At 74.3% G+C, this 20,742-nt stretch carries 15 protein-coding genes; 12 read left to right on the plus strand and 3 right to left on the minus strand.

The window, feature by feature from the left end:
- Nucleotides 1-124: 124 nt before the first annotated feature.
- The 5 genes from JT1_RS04450 to JT1_RS18225 are packed head-to-tail and all read left to right on the plus strand — an operon-like array spanning nt 125 to nt 8,234.
- Nucleotides 125-4,375 (plus strand): alpha-(1->3)-arabinofuranosyltransferase domain-containing protein, encoded by a 4,251-nt coding sequence (locus JT1_RS04450; protein WP_082807467.1) that lies wholly within the window; start codon nt 125-127, stop codon nt 4,373-4,375.
- Nucleotides 4,372-5,214, plus strand: coding sequence for a glycosyltransferase family 2 protein (locus tag JT1_RS04455; RefSeq protein ID WP_068323710.1), 843 nt, complete (start codon nt 4,372-4,374; stop codon nt 5,212-5,214). The genes JT1_RS04450 and JT1_RS04455 overlap by 4 nt, the downstream gene beginning before the upstream one ends.
- Entirely contained in the window at nt 5,211-6,323 is a 1,113-nt protein-coding gene (locus tag JT1_RS04460; RefSeq protein ID WP_082807468.1) for a glycosyltransferase family 4 protein, read from the plus strand. The genes JT1_RS04455 and JT1_RS04460 overlap by 4 nt, the downstream gene beginning before the upstream one ends.
- A gap of 11 nt (nt 6,324-6,334) precedes the next feature.
- Nucleotides 6,335-8,029 carry an MmpA family trehalose lipid delivery protein gene (locus tag JT1_RS04465; protein ID WP_068323714.1) on the plus strand — a complete coding sequence of 565 codons (1,695 nt, stop codon included), beginning with the start codon at nt 6,335-6,337 and terminating at the stop codon, nt 8,027-8,029.
- Nucleotides 8,030-8,078: 49 nt separating this feature from the next.
- Complete coding sequence (locus tag JT1_RS18225; RefSeq protein WP_169701846.1) at nt 8,079-8,234, plus strand: hypothetical protein; 156 nt, start codon at nt 8,079-8,081, stop codon at nt 8,232-8,234.
- 79 nt (nt 8,235-8,313) lie between these two features.
- On the opposite strand, the gene JT1_RS04470 is transcribed toward JT1_RS18225, so the two are convergent.
- A complete protein-coding gene (locus tag JT1_RS04470; RefSeq protein WP_068323726.1) occupies nt 8,314-9,549 on the minus strand; it encodes a glycosyltransferase family 4 protein in 1,236 nt (411 codons plus the stop codon).
- Nucleotides 9,550-9,604: 55 nt separating this feature from the next.
- Between JT1_RS04470 and JT1_RS04475 the strand changes: the two genes are divergently transcribed.
- The 3 genes from JT1_RS04475 to JT1_RS04485 are packed head-to-tail and all read left to right on the plus strand — an operon-like array spanning nt 9,605 to nt 15,229.
- On the plus strand, nt 9,605-10,477 hold the full coding sequence (locus JT1_RS04475; protein ID WP_255218252.1) for a class I SAM-dependent methyltransferase: 873 nt from the start codon (nt 9,605-9,607) through the stop codon (nt 10,475-10,477).
- A gap of 13 nt (nt 10,478-10,490) precedes the next feature.
- On the plus strand, nt 10,491-11,210 hold the full coding sequence (locus tag JT1_RS04480; RefSeq protein ID WP_068323928.1) for a class I SAM-dependent methyltransferase: 720 nt from the start codon (nt 10,491-10,493) through the stop codon (nt 11,208-11,210).
- Nucleotides 11,207-15,229, plus strand: coding sequence for an alpha-(1->3)-arabinofuranosyltransferase domain-containing protein (locus JT1_RS04485; RefSeq protein WP_068323732.1), 4,023 nt, complete (start codon nt 11,207-11,209; stop codon nt 15,227-15,229). Before JT1_RS04480 ends, JT1_RS04485 begins: the two co-directional genes overlap by 4 nt.
- On the opposite strand, the gene JT1_RS17695 is transcribed toward JT1_RS04485, so the two are convergent.
- On the minus strand, nt 15,117-16,307 hold the full coding sequence (locus JT1_RS17695) for an acyltransferase family protein (RefSeq protein ID WP_169701847.1): 1,191 nt from the start codon (nt 16,305-16,307) through the stop codon (nt 15,117-15,119). The two genes, JT1_RS04485 and JT1_RS17695, sit on opposite strands and share 113 nt — an antisense overlap.
- 66 nt (nt 16,308-16,373) lie before the next feature.
- Here JT1_RS17695 and JT1_RS04490 point away from each other — a divergent pair, with 66 nt between their 5' ends.
- From JT1_RS04490 to pgfA, 4 genes are all read left to right on the plus strand, one after another.
- Nucleotides 16,374-17,417, plus strand: coding sequence for a GHMP family kinase ATP-binding protein (locus tag JT1_RS04490; RefSeq protein WP_068323931.1), 1,044 nt, complete (start codon nt 16,374-16,376; stop codon nt 17,415-17,417).
- Entirely contained in the window at nt 17,414-18,022 is a 609-nt protein-coding gene (locus JT1_RS04495; protein ID WP_068323733.1) for a D-sedoheptulose-7-phosphate isomerase, read from the plus strand. Before JT1_RS04490 ends, JT1_RS04495 begins: the two co-directional genes overlap by 4 nt.
- Complete coding sequence (locus JT1_RS04500; protein WP_068323734.1) at nt 17,983-18,570, plus strand: D-glycero-alpha-D-manno-heptose-1,7-bisphosphate 7-phosphatase; 588 nt, start codon at nt 17,983-17,985, stop codon at nt 18,568-18,570. Before JT1_RS04495 ends, JT1_RS04500 begins: the two co-directional genes overlap by 40 nt.
- 127 nt (nt 18,571-18,697) lie before the next feature.
- The gene (gene pgfA, locus JT1_RS04505; RefSeq protein WP_068323737.1) at nt 18,698-19,741 is read left to right on the plus strand and encodes a cell envelope lipid trafficking protein PgfA; all 1,044 of its coding nucleotides are present in this window, start codon (nt 18,698-18,700) and stop codon (nt 19,739-19,741) included.
- 53 nt (nt 19,742-19,794) lie between these two features.
- Here the strand turns inward: pgfA and JT1_RS04510 are convergent, their stop codons facing one another.
- Complete coding sequence (locus JT1_RS04510; RefSeq protein WP_068323740.1) at nt 19,795-20,616, minus strand: class I SAM-dependent methyltransferase; 822 nt, start codon at nt 20,614-20,616, stop codon at nt 19,795-19,797.
- Nucleotides 20,617-20,742: the final 126 nt, after the last annotated feature.

The raw sequence follows: 20,742 nt of genomic DNA on the forward strand, positions 1-20,742 counted from the left end.
GGGATGACCACACGATGTTACGCCCCGGTAGCAGAAATGCCCCGGTCGGTTAGGATCGGCCGTCCGGCGTGCTGCAGGTTCCACTGGGGCGAGACCGTCGGACGACGCGTCCCGAGAGGAAGAGGTGAGTGTGCGCAGCCGGTTCCGGCTTGACCGCGCGGGCTCCGTGCGGCTGGTGTCCGCACTCCTGCTCCTCCTGCTCGCCGTCGTCGTCTTCGGCAACTCGTGGGGCGTCTTCCAGACCGACATCAAGCCCGAGGTCTACCTCGCCCCGCAGGAGATGCTGCCGCGCTACCTGTCGGCGTGGACCTCCTCGCCCTACCTGGGCTCGCCGAACTTCAACGTGGGGCTCGTCCCGGTCCTCGTCGTCACTGCCGCCCTGCGCGCCGTGGGGCTGGACCCGGAGATGGCCTTCAAGGTCTACCACCTGCTGCTCTGGGCGCTCGCCGCCTGGGGGACCAACCGGTTGCTCCGCACCCTCGTGCCGGGCGCCGGGGCCTGGGCCGGCCTGCTCGCCGGCGTCGCCTACATCGCCAACCCGTACGCGGTGGCCGCGGGAGGCACCCTCGCCATCGCCCTGCCGATGGCCCTGCTGCCGTGGCTGCTCATCGCGATGACCAAGGCCCTGCGTGAGCCAACCAGCTGGGCCTGGCCGGCCGCCGTGGGACTCGTCTTCTTCTGCATGAGCGGGATGAACGTCGGCGTCGTGCCCGTCTACCAGCTGCTCCTCGTCATCCCGCTCGTGCTCCACGTGCGCTCCGAGCAGGGGTTGACGTGGGCCGAGGTCCTGACCGCGCTGGCCAAGAGCGCCCTCTTCGTCGTCCTCGTCTCCGCCTACTGGCTCGTCCCCGGCGCCGCGGCGAGCGACACCGGCTCGCAGATCGTCCAGGGCTCGGAGTCCCTCGACGGCATCGCCCGGGTCAGCTCCTTCGGCGAGGTCCTGCGTGGGCTCGGTCTGTGGTCCTACTACGGCTCCTCCGACGCCGGCCCGTGGATCCCGCAGTACGCGATGTACCTGACGAGCGCCGTGATCGTCCTGCTGACGATGCTCTGGCCTGCTGCCGCGCTCGCCTCCCTGCGGGTCGTCCCGGCCCGGCTGGCCCGCTTCAGCGCCCTGGGCACCGCGATCGTCGCCGTGATCATGGTCGGCCTCTACCCGGGCGGCAACGGCAGCTCGGCCTTCAGCATCGTCCTGCGGTGGCTCTTCGAGCACCTGACGCCACTCGTCGCCTTCCGCACGACCAACAAGGTCGGGGCCGGTCTCGCCCTCGTCTTCGCGCTCGTCATCGGTCTCGGTCTCGTCCGGCTGCTCCCACGGGTGCTGCGGCGCAACGGCGGTGTCCCGCTCGTGGCCACCCTCGCCACCGGCGTCGTCGTCGCGCTGGTCGCCCCCGCGGTCACGGGCAACCTCTACGTCTCGCCGCTGGACGTCCCCGACTACTGGAAGAGGGCCGCGGCCGCGGCCGACGAGGGGGACGTCAACGGCCGGGTGCTGCTCCTGCCCGGCCAGACGCGCTCCTCCTACCGCTGGAGCCTCGAGCGGCCGGACGACCTGCCCAACTCGCTCATGCAGCGCGATGCCGTCATCCCGGAGACGATCCCCAACACCTCCGCGACCGGTGGCAACTTCCTCGCGGCCCTCGACGCCACCCTGCAGCAGGGCACCGCGGGCAGCCACGAGGTCTCCCCCTTCGCCCGCTACCTCGGGGCCGACCGTGTGCTGCTGCGCCACGACGTCAACTGGGAGGACACCGGGGGTGCCCGCCCCGGCGAGACGGCTCGTGCGCTCGGCGGCGACCCCGGCCTGCGGGGGCTGGCCAACTTCGGCGCCCCGGGTCAGAACATGTTCACCTACGCAGTGCCGCCGGTCTCCCAGGACGAGGCCGTGCTCTCGCCCCTGCAGCTCTACGGCGTCCGGGGGCACCGTGGCGTCGTGCGTGCCACGCCCACCCCCGGCACGGTCGTCGTCGCCGGCGATGCCTGGGCGATCCCACCACTGGCCGAGCAGGGCCTCCTCGACGACACGCCCGCGCTCCGGTACGCGCACGACGTCACCGACGAGCAGCTGCGCGAGGTCCTGCGCGACGGCGGGCGGATGGTGCTCACCGACACCAACCAGCGTCGCGCCGCGATCACCAACCGCCTGACGGCCAACCAGGGCGCCGTCCTCGCCGCCGACGAGACCCCTGCGCTCACCCGCGCGCTCGGCGACGCCCAGGACCAGAGCACCCTCGTGCGTGACGGGGTGCGCGCCACCGCGACGAGCTCCGGCGGGGCCTTCTTCGACCTGCCGCACGGCGTCGCGGAGCACGCCATCGACGGCGACCGGCGGACGTCGTGGCTCTTCGGTGACTTCCAGCGGGCGAAGGGGGAGTCGATCATCCTGCGTCTGCCCCGGGAGCGCCAGCTGGGCCGGGTCCGCATCGACACGACAGCGCTCGGCGGCGTCGAGATCGACAGCCTGCGCGTGGACGCGGGTGAGTCCACCCGCACCGCGAAGGTCGAGGAGGACGGCACGGCCGAGGTCCAGCTCGGCGGCATCACGACCGACCGGGTGAGGATCACCGTCGCCGGGCTGCGGGGGGAGGGCTTCAGCCTCGTGGGCCTGTCCGAGATCGACCTCGGTGCCGAGGGCCTGGTCGCCGAGCGGACCGTGCGGACGCCGGACACCCTCTCCCGTCTCTACTCCGGCCTCGACGCCCGTGAGCGCTCCGAGTTCGGGCAGACGCCTCTCGACGTGAGCTTCACCCGCGTGGTCAACACCGATGCGCCGACCGACGACTCGGAGCAGGGGTTGCGACGCGACTTCACCCTGCCCGACGACCGCGAGGTCCGGATGGAGGCGCGGGTGCGCGCCACCGGCGACCTCGAGCACCTCGCCGACGAGCTCTCCGGCGCGGCCGACACCTACCGGATGCGTTCCAACCGCACCTACTTCGACGCCCTCGACGTGCGCGCCTCCAAGGCCGCCGACGGCGACCCGCGGACCGCGTGGGTCCCCGGCGGCGACCTGGCCGACGCGTGGTGGGAGGTCACCGGACCGCAGCGCGACCTCGACAGGGTGGCGATCACCCAGGCCCCGGGCCCCGACGACGAGGGCGACACCATGTGGGCCACGCGTGCCCGGGTGCTCGTCGACGGCGAGGAGGTCGCCGACGCCCGGATCGGGCGTGGGAGCACCACCACGATCACGCTCCCCCCGAGGACGAGCGGCCGCACCCTGCGGGTGGCCGTCGACGAGGTCGACGACTCGGACGGCAACCGGCCGCCCCGGTTCACGAGCATCGACACCGGGGTTGAGCTCGAGCAGGGCGAGCAGAGCCGCCCGTGCATCCCCGTCGCGACCATCGACGGCGACCCGGTCCGCATGCGCCCGAGCGACCCCGAGGCGATCGCCGGCCGCGACGGGCCCGCCACGACCTGGCAGGGGTGCGCCGCACAGTCGATCACCTGGGGGGAGCACCGGCTCCGTCCGGTCGACGACATCCAGCTCGACGGGCTCACCCTGCGCGACCGGCAGGGGACCAAGCCGACCGAGACCGTCCCACCGCCCGTCGTCGAGGTCGACCGCACGACGCTCTCCGCGTCCATGACCGTCTCCGTCGGCGCCGCCCGCACGCCGTACTTCCTCACCATCGGCGAGGGGCACGACCCGCGCTGGCGCGCGACGCTCGAGGACGGCACCGACCTCGGCCCGCCCGTCGTCGTCGACGGCTACGCCGCCGGGTGGTACGTCGACGACCTCGCGGCCCACGAGGTGAGCATCGGCTACGGTCCGCAGCGCCGCGCGGACGTCGCGCTGCTCGTGAGCGGGCTCAGCCTGCTCGTCGCGCTCGTGCTCCTCCTGACCCCGCTGGTGCGGCGGCGCGTCGCCGCGGTGCGCACCGAGCGGGAGACCGAGTGGCCCGAGGAGCCGCTCGTCGACCCAGCTGCAGCCGAGACCGCTGCCCCGGCCGAGCAGGCCGCCGTGCCCGAGCCGGTCGTCGCACGCGACCCGCTCCCCTTCGTCGGCCTCGGCCGTGTCCTCGCCGACCGCTCCGGCCGCTCGCGGGTCCTCGTCGAGGTGGGCATCGTCCTCGGCGCCTTCGTCCTCACGGGCATCGGTGGATCCCTCGGGGCGCTGGCTGCGATGCTGCTCGTGCGGCGCCAGGGGCCCCGACCCGGTCGCCTCATCGCGGCGGGCGCGGCGCTGGTCGTCCTCTCGGCGGCCGCCTACCTCGTCCAGGCCGGTCTCGTCGAGGGCACCCTCGGCTCCGTGGACGCCGACACCATCAAGGCCTCCCTCGTCCCGCACCACCTGGCCGGGGCCGGCGTGGTCCTCGCCGTCCTCGGTACCTTCATGCGACCCGACCCTCCCAAGGAGAGCACCACGTGAGCGCACCCGACCAGCACCCGATCCCGGGGTCGGTGACCGTCGTGGTCCCGACCCGCGACAACATCCGGACCATCGAGGCCTGCCTGCGCTCGGTGACCGAGCAGACGCACCGGCCCCTCGAACTCGTCGTCGTGGACAACCACAGCACCGACGGGACCCGGGAGGTCGCCGAGCGCTACGCCGACCGGGTCATCACCGCCGGCCCCGAGCGCTCCGCCCAGCGCAACACCGGCATCGAGGCCGCGAGCTCCGAGTGGGTCCTCTGGCTCGACAGCGACATGGTGCTGCCGCGACGCACCGTCGCGATGGCGCTCGAGACCGCCTGCGCGACCGGCGCGAGCGGCATCGCCCTGCCGGAGCGGACGATCGGCGAGGGCTTCTGGACCGCCTGCCGCGCCCTCGAGCGCGAGTGCTACCTCGACGACCCGTGGCTGCACAACCCGCGCCTCGTCCGTCGTGAGTACCTGCTCGGGGAGGGCGCCTTCCACACGGACATGTCCGGCCCGGAGGACGCCGACCTGCGGATGAAGATGCGCGCCTCGGGCGCCGGCATCGAGCTCGCACCGATCATCATCGACCACGACGAGGGCCGCCTCACCGTCCGCGAGGTGCTCAGCAAGCGGTACTACTACGGCCGGAGCATCCCGGCCTTCGCGCAGGAGCACGAGGGTGCCGTCGGTGCCCAGGGCCGGGCCGTGCTGCGCTCCTACGCCCGCAACCACCGTCGGCTCCTCAGGGACCCGGCGCACGCGGCCGGCATGGTGCTCCTGCGCGCGCTGGAGGCGGGCGGCTACGCGCTCGGGGCACGACGCGGCCGCAAGGACCGGGCAGCGACGTGAGCGACGCCCTTCGTCGGATGCTCTGGGTGTCGCTGCCGGACCAGCGACCCCGCCGCGAGCTGTACTGGATGTCCCGGATGCCGGGCACCCACGTGCGCGCGATGGCTCAGCAGGAGCCGGTCGGCGGGATCGACTGGATCCCGAGCACCTACGTGCGGCCGATCAAGCGGTTCGTCGAGGCCGGCGCCCTCGCCCGGGTGCGCGGGCTGCGGGAGCAGGACCCCTCCGAGTACGACTGGGTGGCCTCGCTCGAGCTGTGCTCGCTCGTCACCGGCCAGGCCTCGGGCTGGCGGCGTCGGGCGCGGTCCGCCGGCGCCACCCGTCCGCTCCAGGCGGTCGTCACGTGGGAGAACCTGCCCGACCAGCCCCTGTACAAGGTCCCGCCGTACCGTCAGGCCCTGAACTCCTGCCGGGACGCCGACCTGCTGCTGTGCATGGTCGACGCCGCCCGCGACCACCTCCTGGCCAACGACTTCGACGACGAGCTCATCCGCGTCGTCAAGCCCGGCGTCGACATCGGGCTCTTCCACCCCGCCGCCGAGCCGGTGGCCGAGCCGGTCGTGGTCTTCGCCTCGCCCCTCGCCGCCAACAAGGGGATCGACCGCATCCTCGACGCCATGGCGCTCGTGCGCCGACGGGTGCCCGAGGCACGGCTCAAGGTCGCCGGACGCGGTCCGCTCGAGCACCTCGTGCGGGCCGCCGCCGACGACCCGCGCACGGGCGTCGAGCTCGTGGGTTCCCTCGACACCGCCGGCGTCGCCGATCTCATGCGCTCCGCCGCGGTCTTCGCCACCGCACCGCGACCGACGTGGAAGTGGACCGAGCAGCTGGGCCTGGCCTACCTGGAGGCCCTGGCCTGCGGCCTGCCGGTGGTCACCACGCGGTGCGGCACCAACGACGAGGCCGTCCAGCCGCCCAACCTGCTCGTCGACGACGACGTCGAGGCCCTCGCGGACGCCCTCGTCGGGTTCCTCGAGGACCCCGACCGGCGTGCCGAGGTGGGGCGCGCCAACCGCGCCCACGTCGTGACGCACCACGACCTCACGGCGCAGTGCGTCGCCATGGGCGACGCCTTCGCCGAGATCGAAGCGCTCCACCGGTCGCGATGAGGACGAAGGGGGTGACCCGCCCCGGCGTCCTGGGCGCGGTGGTCGGGGCACTCGTCGGCGTCGTCGTCCTCGGTCCTGCGCTCGCCCCCGGGTACACGCTGCACTACGACCTCGTCTTCGTCCCCGAGCTGCCGCTGTCGGCCCGCACGCTGGGCACGGACGGGAGCGTGCCGCGTGCCGTCCCCAACGACCTCGTCGTCGCGCTGCTCGGCACGGTGCTGCCCGGGTGGCTCGTGCAGAAGCTCGTCCTCCTCGGGTGCTTCGTGCTCGGGGGAGCCGGAGCCGGACGGCTGGCCCGCACCGCGCCCGGCGCCGTCGCCACCGCGATGCTGTGGTCGTGGAACCCGTGGGTCGGCGAGCGCCTCGGCATCGGCCACTGGGGCTACCTGCTCGGTTTCGCCCTCCTGCCGTGGGTCCTCGTCGCGGCCACCAGGGTGCGCACCTCGCGTGGCCTCGCGCTCCTCGCCGCGACCCTCACGGCGGCGGCCCTCGGCGGGTCGACGCCCGGCGTGCTCGCCACCCTGGTCGCCGCGGTGACCGTGCTCTCCCTCGACGGGAGCATCCGCCTCCGGTCACGGGACCTCGCGCTCGTGGCCGGGATCTCGCTGCTCGCCAACGCCGCCTGGTGGTGGCCCTTCCTCCGCGCGTCCTCGCACGCAGCCGACGCGGGAGGCGCCGCGGCGTTCGCGGCCGGGGCGGACACCCCCTTCGGCGTGCTGGGCTCGTTGCTGCTCGGTGGGGGGCTGTGGAACGACCGCACGTGGTTCGTCGAGCGCACGACGTGGCCGGTGGCCCTCGGCGCGCTGCTCGCGGTCCTGCTCGTCCTCGCGCTCGCGCTGCGCAGCCCCGCCTGGTGGCGCGCGCCGGTGACCCGGGCCGCCACGGCCAGCGGCGTGCTCGGGCTGCTCCTCGCGGGCCTCGCGGCCCTGCCGGGCGGGCGAACCCTGCTCGAAGCCGTCGTCACGACCGTCCCGGGCGGCGGTCTGCTGCGCGACGGGCAGAAGTTCGTCGCGCTGTGGGTCCTGCTCCTCGCGGTGGCCACGGCCGTCGTCGTCGACCGACTCGTCGAGCGCGACCTGCCGCGGGTCCTCGTGGCCGTGGCCGTGCTGTGGCCGGTCGCCACCCTGCCCACCCTCGCCGCGGGGCACGCGGGTGCCTGGGGGAGCGTCGACTACCCCGACGACGTGCTCGCCGTCGCGCGCGAGGTGGGCCGCAGCGGTGAGCCGGCAGCCGTCTTCCCGTGGTCGACCTACCGCCGCTACGCGTGGGACGGGGACCGCGTCGTCCTGGACCCGTGGAACAGGCTGCTCCCGCAGCAGGTCGTCTCCGACGACCGGCTGCCGCTGCGTGACCGCACGGTGGCCGGAGAGGACCCCGCGTCGGCGCGGGTCGCGGAGGCGCTCGCGTCGGGAGGGGACGTCCCCGGGGTGCTCAGGTCGCTCGGGGTCCGCTGGGTGGTCGTGCAGACCGACCAGCCCGCCCCGGAGGGCACCGTGCCGGCCCTCGACGGGCTCGCGACGCGCACGGTCGGCGACCTGCGGGTCGTCGACCTCGGACGCCCTGACCCCGTCTCGGACGACGCGGACGCACTGCGCGGGCTCGGCCTCGCCGGGACCGCGGCGGCGCTCATCGGGTCCGTCGGCGGGCTCTGGCGCACGCGCCGGGGTGGGACCGGGGACACGTCCGCACGACTCGCCGCGAAGTGACCGGCCGGTATAGGATGGCCGGAACGACATCCGTTGACGGAGGACACCTGTGAACAACGACGGCTCCAAGAAGCTGGCCTACAACGTCGTCGGCACCGTGCTCGGCGCGGCGATGGCGGCGCTGCTGATCTTCGGCATCGTGCAGTACGAGGGCAACAAGTCCGTCCCTCAGGAGAACCAGCAGATCATCAACTACAACAGCTGATCTGCCCCAGACCCCGCGAAGGGGGCGTCCGCTCGCTCGAGCGGACGCCCCCTTCGTCATGGCCGGGCAGGGCCGTCGATCAGGACGCGACGGCCTGCAGGTCCGGCGCGTGGTCCTCCACGGGGCGGGTGGCGATGAGCGCGTCGAGGTCGATGACGTCGTCGCGGTAGCGCTCGCGCAGACCCAGGACGGACTCGATGACCGACTCGAGGCGCCGTCCGGCGCGGCCCCAGTCGAAGGAGCTCGCGTACAGGCGCGCGGTCCGGCCGAGGTCGCGACGCATCGCGGCGTCGTCGACGAGGCGGATGACGTGGTCCTCGAACTCCCCGACCGAGTCGGCGAGCAGGCCGGTGCGGCCGTGGACGATCGACTCGCTCGGGCCGCCGGCGAAGCCGTAGGCGACGGCAGGGGTGCCGTGCAGGCCCGCCTCGACGATCGTCAGGCCCCAGCCCTCCTTGTGCGAGGGCATGACGACGACCCAGGCGCGGGCGAGCAGCTCGTGCTTGCGCTCCTCGGGGACGAATCCGTGGAGGTGGACGCGGTCGGCGACGCCCCGCGCCCGGGCGTGCTCGGCGATCGAGTCCTCCCAGTAGCCGCCCCCGACGACGTGCAGCTCGAGGTCGGGGTGGGACATGGCCCGGGAGGCGAGGATGTCGACGGCCTGCTCGACGTGCTTGTGCGGCACGAGGCGGCCGAGGAAGAGCATCGTCGGGGCCTGCGTCCGCTCGAGCCGGGCGAACCGGTCGAGGTCGGCGGGCCGGTCGTTGCCGGAGTAGACGAGGTCGACGCGGCCGGGGTCGACGCCGAGCTCCTCGAGCTCGGTGCGGGTCGACTTCGACACGGTGACGTAGCGGCTGCGGCGGTAGACCCAGGGGGCGACGCGGGACTCCAGGAGCCACCCGAGCCGGGCGACCTTGCGACCGAAGACGGCGGTCCACTGCTCGCGGTGCACGTGGTGGACGATGTTGACGACGGGCACCTGCGTCACGAGGGGCGACCAGAAGGGCACGCCGTTCTGCACGTCGAGGACGACGTCGTAGTCGTGGCCGTGGCGCAGCAGGTGCCACATGCCGTGGAGGTAGACGCTGAACTTGGAGCCGCGACGGATGACGTCGACGTCCCCGTGCCGGGTGCGCGGGGCGGAGCCGGGGAAGGTGGCGGTGAAGATCGTCACCTCGTGGCCCTGCTGGGTGAGCACCTCGGAGGTCCGCTCGGTGAAGGTCTCTGCGCCGCCCGCCTCGGGGTTCTCGCGGTCGCGCCAGGACAGGTAGAGCACCCTCAGCCGCCGCTTCGGGGTCGTCGTGCTCCAGGTCATTCGTCTCTCCTTGTCGCGCTGCGAGGGGTGCAACGCCGACGGTTAGGCTAGCGCCGTGAGTTACCCAAGGGTAGGTGAAGCCGCGGATCCGCGCTGCGAGGTGTGCGACGGCCCGGTCCGCGGGCAGGCCGTGCGCGGGGGCTGCGTGCTCGAGCGGTGCGAGCGCTGCGGGCACCTGGTGCGGGACCTCGACCGCTGCCCGGCCGACCACCGTGACCTCGCGTACGGCGGCGAGCCGACGCTCGACCGCATCCGCCTCGACCTCACCTACCGCGAGCTCGTCCGTGACGGTGTCCCGGAGCGGGTCCTCGAGGTCGGGTTCGGCGCGGGGACGATGCTGCGCCGTTTCCTCGACGACGGCGCGCAGGTGGCCGGGGTCGACCCCGACCAGCTGCAGGTCGGCGTCGACGAGGTCGTGCGCGCGAAGGGGGACCTGCGCACCGGTGGCATCGAGGAGGCCACGGACCTGCCGGGGGAGCAGGACCTCGTGTACGGCATCCACGTCCTCGAGCACGTCGTCGACCCGCACGCCGCGCTCCGCTCCTCCTTCGACCTGCTGCGGCCGGGTGGTCGCGCGAGCTTCCTCACGCCGGCGGGGGACAGCACCGGCCTCACCCGGTACGGCGCCGCCTGGTGGATGCTCGAGGACCCGACGCACATCCGCTTCTTCACCGCAGACTCCCTGGCGCGGGCCGCGCGGACAGCCGGCTTCGTCGACGTCGAGGTGCGGCGGCTGCTCCTCGACAGCCTGAGCGTCGACGCCGCGAGCCTGGCCCGGGCGGTCCGTCCGGGCGAGCGGCCGCAGGGGGTCCTCGGCTCGCGACCGGTGCTCGCCGCGGCCGTGGCCAGCCTCCCCCTCGTCCTGGGCCAGCGCCTCGTCTCCCCGCGCAGCCGCCCCACCCTGCAGCTGCTCGCACGTCGTCCATGATGGTGTCGTGCCGATGACCTCCCAGCCCATGCGTCGCGGGGTGCGCCGGTCGGTGCGCCTCTTCTCGGCCTTCCTCGTCGAGCAGACCGAGCCGGAGCGCTTCTACTCGGAGCTGGCGCGCGACTCCATCGGGCTGGTGCGCGAGCACACGCCCCTCGACGGCCGGACCGTGCTCGACGTGGGCGCCGGCCCGAGCGAGTTCGCCCGTGCCTTCCGCGCGGAGGGCGCGCGCTACGTGCCGCTCGACCACGATCCGTCGGTCCCGTCGGTGCGGGACGGCGGGGTCGTCGGCGACGCCCTGCGACTGCCGCTCGCGGACGGGAGCGTCGACGTCGTCTTCTCGAGCAACATGTGGGAGCACGTGCCGGACCCCGAGGCCGTCGCCGACGAGATGCTGCGTGTCACCCGGCCGGGCGGGCTCGTCCTCCTCTCGTACACCAACTGGCTCTCGCCGTGGGGCGGGCACGAGACCTCACCGTGGCACTGGCTCGGCGGCGACCGCGCGGTCCGGCGGTACGAGCGTCGCCACGGCCACCCGCCCAAGAACCGCGTCGGCGAGACCCTGCACCGCGTGAGCGTGCGGCAGGGCCTGGACTGGGCGCGCCGGGCCGACGCCGACGTCCTCGTCGCCCGGCCCCGCTACCTGCCGGACGCGGCGCGGGCCGTGCTGCGCGTCCCCGGCCTGCGCGAGGTCGTGACGTGGAACCTCCTGCTCGTCCTGCGTCGCCGATGACCGCTGACGGCCGGGTCGACCTCCTGCGCGAGCGCCTCCAGCGACTCTCCGCGACCCTGCTCGTCGCGGTCCTCCCCTGGCTCGTCGCGCCCGGCACGATCCAGCCGGACACCAAGACCGACCTCGTCCTGTCACCCGCGCGCTACCTCGGCCGGGCGCTGTGGGCGTGGAACGACCACACCGGCATCGGCGAGCTGCAGAACCAGGCCTACGGCTACCTCTGGCCGATGGGGACCTTCTTCCTCGTGGGCGACGCGGTGGGCGCGCCGGCGTGGGCGGTGCAGCGGCTGTGGTGGACGCTCCTTCTCGTCGTGACCTTCGTCGGGGCCGAGCGTCTGGCCCGACGGGTCGGCGGCCTGGCACCGGTCCCGGCGCTGCTCGTCGGCGGGGTCTTCACGCTGTCACCGCGGGTGCTCACCGTGCTCTCGGAGATCTCCGTCGAGGTGTGGCCGCAGGCCCTCGCACCCTGGCTCGTCCTCGTCGCCGCGCGCGCCGTCGCCCCCGGCGCGGTCGCCGCGGACCGGCGGCGGACGGCGGTGCTCACCGGCCTCCTCACGGCCTCCCTGGGTGGGGTCAACGCGACCGTCTCGCTCGTGGCCCTCGTCCCCGCGGCCGCCTGGCTGCTCCTCGCGCCGGCGGGCCGGCACCGTTGGCGGGCCCTCGCGTGGTGGCTCCTCGGTGCGGTCGCCGGGGCGGCCTGGTGGCTGGGTCCGCTGCTCGTCCTCGGCCGCTACTCCTACCCCTTCCTCGACCACATCGAGCTGGCGTCGACGACGACGGCGGTCGCGTCCGTCACGAACGTGCTCCGGGGCGCCAACCACTGGATCGCCTACATCCTCACCGGCAGCGACCAGCCGACGTGGCAGAGCGGGTGGGTCCTCGCCCAGTCCTTCTCGGCGATCCTCGCGACGACCCTGCTCGCGGGGCTCGGCCTCGCCGGTCTCGTACGTCACCGGGACCGGGGCGAAGGGGGCGACCCGCCCCCTTCGTCCGGGCGGCCCGCGGCGCACCTGACGCGCTGGGCGCTCGTCCTGGTGCTGCTCGGCGTGCTCGCGATGACGACCGGGCGCTCCGGCTCGGCCTCCGGGCCGCTCGCGCCCGTCGTGCAGGACCTGCTCGACGGGCCGCTCGCCCCCTTCCGCAACGTCCACAAGGCCGACCTGCTCATCCGGCTGCCGGTCGCCCTCGGCGTGGGCCTGCTCGCCCACTGGGCCACCCGCGTGGAGGGCGGCGCCGGTCCCGTGGTGCGGCAGGCCGTCGTCGTCGCGACCGTGCTCGCGCTCGTCGGCTCGCTCGCCCCGCTGTGGGTCGGTCGCGTCGGTGATGCCTGGGCGCCGGAGGACCTGCCGGGGACGTGGACCGAGGCGGCCCGGGAGGTCGACGAGCTCGCGTCCCGCGACGGCGGGACGACGCTGGTGCTCCCCGGGGCGCGCACCGCGGACTTCACGTGGGGACGCGTCACCGACGAGCCCCTCGGGGCGCTCGCGGCCTCACCGGTGCTCACCCGGGCCGCCGCGCCGCTCGGGCACCCCGGTGCCACGAGGATCCTCGACCACCTCGACGAGATGACCGCGACGGGGCGCAGCCGACCGGAGATCGTCCCCGGGCTGCGGCGGCTCGGCGTCTCCCGCGTCGTCGTCCGCGGCGGCCTGCAGCAGGCCGTCGGCGCGATGGACCCCCGGCGGGTGGCGGACACCCTGCAGGCCACCCCCGGCATCACCCGGGTCTGGGCCGAGGGCGACGGCCAGGACCGGGTGAGCATCTGGCGGCTGGACGCCCCGGCCGAGCCCATGGTCGTCGTGCCCCGGGACGGGGTGGTCCCCGTCGCCGCCGCGCCCGAGGGCTGGTTCGCGCTGCTCGCCTCGGGGCTGGTCGACCCCGACGCCCTCACCACGACCGCCCGCGGTGAGGACGCCGACGTGCGCACCGACACGCTGCGGTGGCAGGCGCTCAACTCCGGGCGACCGCCGTCGGACGGCCGCAGCCCCACCCTCCCCGCCACCAACCTCTGGCCCGAGATCGTCGGCACCAAGGACCTGGACCCGGGCGGCTCGGCGCTCGCCCGCACCACCAGGTTCTGGCGCGGGCTCTCCGGGCTCGCCGTGAGCTCGACCGCTGCCGACCCCTTCGCCCGAGACCCCGGGGGCGCGGGGACCGGCCCGGCGGCCATGGTCGACGGCGACCCCACGACCGCCTGGGTGAGCGGCGACGGGCTGGGCAGGCAGTCCTTCACGCTGCGCCTCCCCGACACCCACCGGCCGACGGCAGTGCTCGTCCACGAGGCGTGGGGCGGCACCCTCGCCCCGCTGTCGGGCGTCCGCGTCGCCGGCAGCGACGGCGAGCTGCTCGAGGGGACCAAGACCTGGCGCGTCCCCCTCGACGGTCGCGGGCGCACCGAGGTCACCGTCGACCTCGAGCGTGCGGGCGGGGACCCGACGCGCCGCGGGGCGCCGGTCGGCGTGCGCGAGGTGCAGCTCGAGGACGGCCCCCGTCTCGGGACGGGGCTGGCCCTGCCGCCGGGCCGGGGCCCGGCCCTGCTGACGCGCGACCCGCGCGGCGGCGTCGACGTCGGGGCGGGCGAGGACCCCGGCGACCTCGTCCGTCGGGTGGGCCACCTGCCGACGACCCGGGTGGAGGCGTCCGTGCGGGTGCGCCCGGGGGAGGCCGCGCAGGACCTCGTGACCGCACCGTGGAGCCTCACCGGCAGCACCGCACCCGACACCGACCCCGCCGCGTCCGGGCTGGCCGACTGGCCGGTCGCCGCCCTCGACGGCGACCCCACGACACGGTGGCGGCCCGCGGTCGGTGCCGCGCGGCCCACGCTGCGGATCGACCTCGGCCGGGAGCGGCGGGTCGGCACCATCAGGCTCGACCGGTCCGTGGGCTCGGTGACCGTCGCGACCGACACGCAGCGCCACGTGCTGCCCGCGGGCACCGAGCTGCGGATCCCGGCGCAGGAGACACGCCAGGTCTCCCTCGTCTTCACCCGGCCCCCCGGCCGGGCCGCATGGTCCGGGCCGGAGGTCACCCTGCCCGAGGCGGGCGCCCCGCCGACGACCGTGACGCTGGGCTGCAGCGCCGCAGGTGCCGTCGGCCGGGACGAGGGCCGCATCGGTCTGTCCCTCACCGCACCGCGCGCCGACCTCGTCGGCGGCCGACCGGTCGCCGCGACGGCCTGCGGCGACCTGCCCGCCGGTGGCGGCACGGTGACGGCGGCCGGCGTCCCGGGTCTGGTCCCCGAGTCGGTCGCCCTCGTGCCCGTCGGCTGGGTGCGGTCCGAGGTGGCGCCGACCCGCACGGTGACGACGCAGCGCGAGCACACCGGCCGGTGGCTCGCGGACGTCGGGGCCGGTGGGCCCTCGGTCCTGGCCCTGTCGCAGGGGGCCAACGCGGGCTGGCGGGCCGTCGACGAGGAGGGCATGCGGCTCGAGCCGGTCACCGTGGACGGGTGGCGCCAGGGGTTCGTGGTGCCCGGGGGAGCGAGCGAGCGGATCACGATCGACTTCGTGCCCAACGGGCAGCACCGGCTCGCCCTGCTCGTCGGGGCCGTCCTCGCGGGGCTCCTGCTCCTGTGGGGGCTCGTCGAGCTGGTCCCGGCGCGCCGTCCTGCGCGCTCGTCGGCCGTCGACGACCGGGTCGTGGAGCCGGCCGGCCCTGAGCCGACGGACGTCCCCGCCGGGGGAGTGGCCCCCTTCGTCGTGGGCGTCCTGCTCGCGGCACTCGTCGGCCTGCTCGTCGCGGGCTGGGCCGGGCTGCTCGCGGGTGCGGTGGGCGCGCTCGTGCCGGTGCGGCGGCGGGCGGCCGCGGTCGTGCTCGTCCTCGGGGCCGCGGGGGTCGCGCTGGCGGTGCTCGGGGTCGCCGAGCGCCAGTCGGCCGGCGCGATGGTCTCCCAGGTGCTCGGCGCGCTCAGCCTCGGGGTGCTGGCAGCGGCTCTGGTGCGTCCGCGGGCCGACGGTGGGCCAGTGCCAGCACCGGACGCTCCAGCAGCATCCACGACAGGTGCGCCAGACCCACGCTGACGAGCGTCACGAGGGCGAGCGTCAGCGCGAAGGGCGCAGCGAAGAGCCGCAGGTCGAGGGCCGCGAAGGCGACCTGCAGCACGAGCACGTGCCACAGGAAGACCCCGTACGAGATGTCGCCGAGCCACCGCAGGGCGCCGGCGACGGGGGAGTCGGCGAGGGTCGAGGACAGGCCGCGCGTCGTCGCCGCGAGGAGCAGGCACCCCGCGACGAGCCCGTAGAGCACCTCGGCGGCGAGCGCCTCCGGTGGCGACGAGGACTCGATGCCGCGCGGGCCGGCGACCGGGGTCGAGGCGAGCAGCCACAGGACGGCGGCGAGGACGACGAGGGTCCCCGGGCTCGTGCGCAGGACCTCGAGCCACGGACGGGCCGGCAAGGCGTCCACCCGCTCCGCCTCGACGAGCACGCGCACGGCCACGCCGAGCGCGAACCACGCGGCGTGCCCGGCCGCGCTCGTGGCGAGCACCCCGCCCGGGGTCCCCTCGAGCAGCGCCGCGAAGGTCTGGGTGCCGAGGCCGAGCACCCCGACGAGGAGGCAGAGCCACAGCAGGCGACGGGTCGCGGCGGTGGGGGAGGCGCCGCGCACGAGCGGGGCGAGGAGCCACGCGACGAGCGGCAGGAGCAGGTAGAAGGTCACCTCGGTCGTGAGGCTCCACGTCTGGGTGAAGGACTGGAAGGTGCGCCCCGTCCAGCCCTGGCCGATGACGAGGTGGACGAGCACGGTCGGCACGTCGAGCACGCTCGCCGCGGCACCGCCGAGGCGAGCGGCGACGGCGACGACCGCCGCGAGCGCGAGGAGGTAGGCGGGCAGGATGCGTGCCGCACGCCGCACGAGGTAGCGCCTGGTCGACCAGTCCGCGGTGCCACCGAGGGCACGACGCACGAAGGGGGAGGACAGCAGGAAGGCGGAGAGGGCGAAGAAGATCGCGACGCCGAGCTCGCCCCGGACCGCGAGCCCGCCCACGACCCCGGAGGCGCCGGCCCCGGTCCAGAAGGCCACGTGCGAGAGCAGGACGAGCCAGGCCGCCACGGCACGCAGCAGGTCGAGCCCGAGCATGCGACCCGCCACATCCGCCACCCGTCCTACCTGCGGGTCACTTACCATTCCGTCATCATCGCTCACCGTCGTATCGAGAGGCCACCCATGACGTCGCGTCCGGTCCTGCGTGCCCGCGCGCCCCTGCGGGTCAGCTTCGCCGGCGGTGGCACGGACGTCGCCCCCTTCCCGCAGCGCGAGGGCGGCGCGGTGCTCAGCGCGACCATCGGCAGCTACGCCTGGGCCACCCTGCGGCCGCGCACGGACGGTCACATCACCGTCGAGTCCCACGACTACGGGACCTCGATCGGCTACGACGTCGGCACCCCCTTCGTCCTCGACGGGGAGCTCGACCTGCCCAGGGCGGCGATCGTGCAGATCATGACCCTCGACGGGGCGATCCGGTCCGAGGGCTTCGACCTCTTCCTGCACACCAACGCGCCGCCCGGCTCCGGGCTCGGCAGCTCGAGCGCCGTCATGGTCGCGGTCATCGACCTGGTGGCCCGGCACTGCGGGCTCGACCTCGGCCCGCACGAGATCGCCCGGCTGGCCTACCGGCTCGAGCGGGACGACCTGCACATCCCCGGCGGCTACCAGGACCAGTACGCGGCCGCCTTCGGCGGGTTCAACTACATGGAGTTCCGTCGCGACGGCGAGGTCGTCGTCAACCCCCTGCGGGTGCGCCCCGACACCGTGCACGAGCTCGAGCACAACATGCTGCTCGCCTACACCGGACGCACGCGGGTGAGCGACCACATCATCGAGGACCAGGTCTCCCGCTACGAGACGGGCAACGAGGAGGCGGTCGCCGGCCTGCGGGCGCAGCGCGACCTCGCCGACGCGATGCGCGTGGCCCTCCTGCGGGGGGACGTCGACGAGATCGGTCGGCTCCTCGGGATCGCCTGGCAGGAGAAGCAGCGGATGTCCTCGCGCATCTCGACGCCGCTCATCCAGGACGCGGTCGAGGCGGCCCTCGCGACGGGCGCCCTCGGTGGCAAGGTGACCGGCGCCGGCGGCGGCGGTCACCTGATCTTCATCTGCGAGTTCGAGCGGCGCCACCTCGTGGCCGACGAGCTCATCCGACTCGGCCTCACCGTCTCCGAGTTCACCTTCACCAAGCACGGCGTGACGACCTGGAAGGGCCAGCCATGACATCGACCGAGGAGCGGCACGCCCTCGTGACGCAGCAGCTGGACGCGGGCATCGCCGCCTGGGCCCGGCTCGCCGACCAGGTGGCCGAGCCGGGGCTGCGGTCCGCGGTGGACGCCGCGGGCCGGGCGGTCCTGGACGCCCTGCTCGCCGGGCGGACCCTGCTCGTCGCCGGCAACGGCGGCTCGGCGGCGATCGCCAGCCACGTCGCCGCCGAGTTCCTCGGCAAGTGCGTCCGCGACCGGCACCCGCTCCCGGCGATCAGCCTCGCCGAGTCGCACTCGTCGCTCACCGCGATCGGCAACGACTACGGCTTCGACCAGGTCTTCCTCCGCGGTGTCCGGGCCTTCGGGCGACCCGGGGACGTCCTGCTCGCGATGTCGACGTCCGGCACGAGCCCCAACGTCGTCGCGGCGCTCGGCGAGGCCCGCGCGCGCGGGCTCACCACGATCCTCATGACGGGTGCGAAGGGAGCCGGCCAGGACCACCTCGCCGACCACCTGCTCGTCGTGCCCTCCGGGGAGACGCCGCGCATCCAGGAGGTCCACATGCTCTGGGCCCACGCCTGGTGCGAGGCCGTCGACCACGCCCTGCAGGACCACCCCTGACCGCGGCGCCCTGGTGGTTCGGCCCCGGGACGCTGACCGCGACCGGCGAGGGGACCCCCTTCGACCTCGTCCTGCTCGACCGGGACGGGACGCTCAACGTCCGGGTGCCCGACGGCTACGTCACCCGGCCGGACGAGCTCCAGCTCCTGCCCGGGGCGTCCGAGGCGGTCGCGGCGCTCACGGCCGCGGGCTGCCGCACGGTCGTCGTCACCAACCAGCGGGGCATCGCCCGGGGCCTCATGGACCGGACGGACCTGCTGGCGGTCCACGCCCGCCTGCGGGAGCTGCTCGCGGCCGACGGTGGACGCATCGACGCGATCGCGGTGTGCCCCCACGAGCGGGGGGCCTGCCGCTGCCGCAAGCCGCTGGACGGTCTCCTCGTCGAGGCACTGCGCCGGGCACCGTGGGCGGACCCCGCCCGGTGCGTCGTGGTCGGGGACATGCCGAGCGACCTCGAGCCAGCCATCGGGCTCGGGATGCGGGCGGAGCGGGTCGGCCCTCCGGGACCCGACGCCGGGGCCGTCGTGGCCAGGATCCTCGCGACATGAGGGGCCTCGCGCAGGCCGCGGATCGGGCGAGTCCGAGGTCACGTCCCCTACGCTGTCGTCCAGCCGGGCGCGGTGTGCCGAATGGTGCTACCGTCCGGTAAGTTCTTCAGGGCCAAGGAGGCTTTTCGTGCGCAAGTTCTTGCTGCCGGCGATCATCATGGGCGTCGGCGCCTTCATCCTCACCATGGGGCTGCTCTTGCGGTTCTATGCCTACCCCAAGCTCGCGGTCGTCCCCCTGGACCAGAACACGACGCAGGTGGTGCAGGACCCCAACGCCTCCTTCTTCGACGCCGACAACGTCAAGCCGGGCTCGGGCGAGCTGACCACCACGAGCCGCATCATCGGTGACCCGGAGGCGTCCGAGCAGGCATCCGAGGACTCCGGCCGCGACCTGGCGATCTGGAACAGCGGCCAGGTGAGCGACAACAACGGCGACAACATGCCGATGGACGGATCCACCGAGGTCTACGTCTTCGACCGTCACACCGGTGAGGCCGTCAACTGCTGCGGCGAGGCCCGCGACGGCCAGGAGGTCAAGCGCGACGGTCTGCTGGTCAAGTTCCCCTTCGACACCAAGCCCGTCGACACCTACCGGTGGTGGGACAGCTCGGCCGGCCAGTCCTTCCCCGTGAAGTACGAGGGCGAGGAGGACCTGCAGGGCATGAACGTCTACCGGTTCACGATGGAGGTCCCGGAGACCAAGACCGGCACCCGTGAGCTGCCGGGCAGCCTCTTCCCGAAGGCGAAGGAGAACGGTGCCGTCGAGGCCGAGCGCTTCTACAGCAACCAGCGCACCTTCTGGGTCGACCCGGTGACGGGCGTCGTCCTCGACCGCCTGGAGCTGCAGAACCAGGAGTTCCGCTACGAGGGCGAGTCGCTCAAGGCGCTCGAGACCGAGTCGCGCTTCACCAAGGAGACCGTCGACAAGAACGTCGAGGAGTACAAGAGTGCCTCGAGCCTGCTCAAGATGGTCCATTCGACCCTGCCGCTGGTCCTCACGATCCTCGGTGTCCTGCTCCTGCTGACCGGTGTGCTGCTGTCGGTGCTCATCGGGCGACGCCACCACCTGGACGCGCAGCCGGCCTACGTGGACGACCGGCCGGACCCGGTCTTCGGCATGGCCGACCCCGACGCCCCGACGACGCGGCGCAGCGACCTGCACGGCGGCTGAGGCCGCGCTGCGCAGTGAGCCCGGTCCTCCGCCACCCCGGCGGGCGACCGGGCTCACGTCGTGGCGACGAAGATCGCGGTCCCGGGCAGGCGCTCGCCGCGCAGCGGCGACCAGCCGCCCCAGGTCTCGGTGTTGTCCGGTGGCCACTCGGGCTCGAGGAGCGCGCGCAGGAGGAGACCCGCCTCGACGAGCTCGGCGATGCGGTGCCCCAGCGTGCGGTGGTGCTCGACGTAGCTGGCCCGTCCGGCGGTGGTCTCGACGTACGGGGTCTCGTCGAAGTACGTCCCGGTCGCGGTCAGGCCCTCCGGTCCCGGCACATCGGGGAAGGCCCACCGGATCGGGTGCGAGGTGGAGAAGGCGAGCGTGCCGCCCGGTCGCAGCACGCGCGCGAGCTCGCGCATGAGCCCGGCGGAGTCCGCGACGAAGGGGGTGGCCCCGTACGCGGAGAAGACGATGTCGAAGCTCGCGTCGGCGAAGGGGAGCCGGCTCGCGTCCGCCTGGGCGAGGAGGGGAGCGGGGCCGTCGTGCCGGGCGTCGAGCAGGCGGGCGGTGGCCAGCATGCCGGCGGACAGGTCGGTGGAGACGACGTGCGCGCCCTGCGCGGCGCACCAGCGCGCCCCCTGGGCGGCGCCCCCGCCGAACTCGAGGACCCGCCGGCCGGCGAGCTGGTCGCGCGGTCCGAGGACGCGCAGGTCCTCCTCGGTCCAGCCCTCGGGGCCCCAGACCAGGTCGGCGTCACCGAGGAAGCCGCCGTGCTCGGCGAGGTAGTCCGTGGCCTCGCGGTCCCACCACCCACGGTTGGCGCGGACCGTCTCGCCCTGGTCGCTCTCGCGCCGGCTGACGGCGTCCGGGTGCTCGTCGGGGCCCTCGTCCATGGGGTGGACGCTAGCCGACGCAGGGGTTTTGCCCCCCTCGTGCCTGAGCACTACGATGGGAGGGCACTCTTGTGTGCCCAGCTGTGTCCACCAGGGCACCCGGGTGCGATGCCTGCACCGCACCCG

The organism is Janibacter terrae NBRC 107853 (assembly GCF_001591405.1).
Lineage (GTDB): Bacteria > Actinomycetota > Actinomycetes > Actinomycetales > Dermatophilaceae > Janibacter > Janibacter terrae.

Excerpts from the sequence above, each read along its gene's own strand:
- JT1_RS04470 (WP_068323726.1), bottom strand. The coding sequence starts at position 9,549 with ATGACCTGGAGCACGACGACCCCGAAGCGGCGGCTGAGGGTGCTCTAC.
- JT1_RS04480 (WP_068323928.1), top strand. The coding sequence starts at position 10,491 with ATGACCTCCCAGCCCATGCGTCGCGGGGTGCGCCGGTCGGTGCGCCTC.
- JT1_RS04485 (WP_068323732.1), top strand. The coding sequence starts at position 11,207 with ATGACCGCTGACGGCCGGGTCGACCTCCTGCGCGAGCGCCTCCAGCGA.
- JT1_RS04490 (WP_068323931.1), top strand. The coding sequence starts at position 16,374 with ATGACGTCGCGTCCGGTCCTGCGTGCCCGCGCGCCCCTGCGGGTCAGC.
- JT1_RS04495 (WP_068323733.1), top strand. The coding sequence starts at position 17,414 with ATGACATCGACCGAGGAGCGGCACGCCCTCGTGACGCAGCAGCTGGAC.
- JT1_RS04510 (WP_068323740.1), bottom strand. The coding sequence starts at position 20,616 with ATGGACGAGGGCCCCGACGAGCACCCGGACGCCGTCAGCCGGCGCGAG.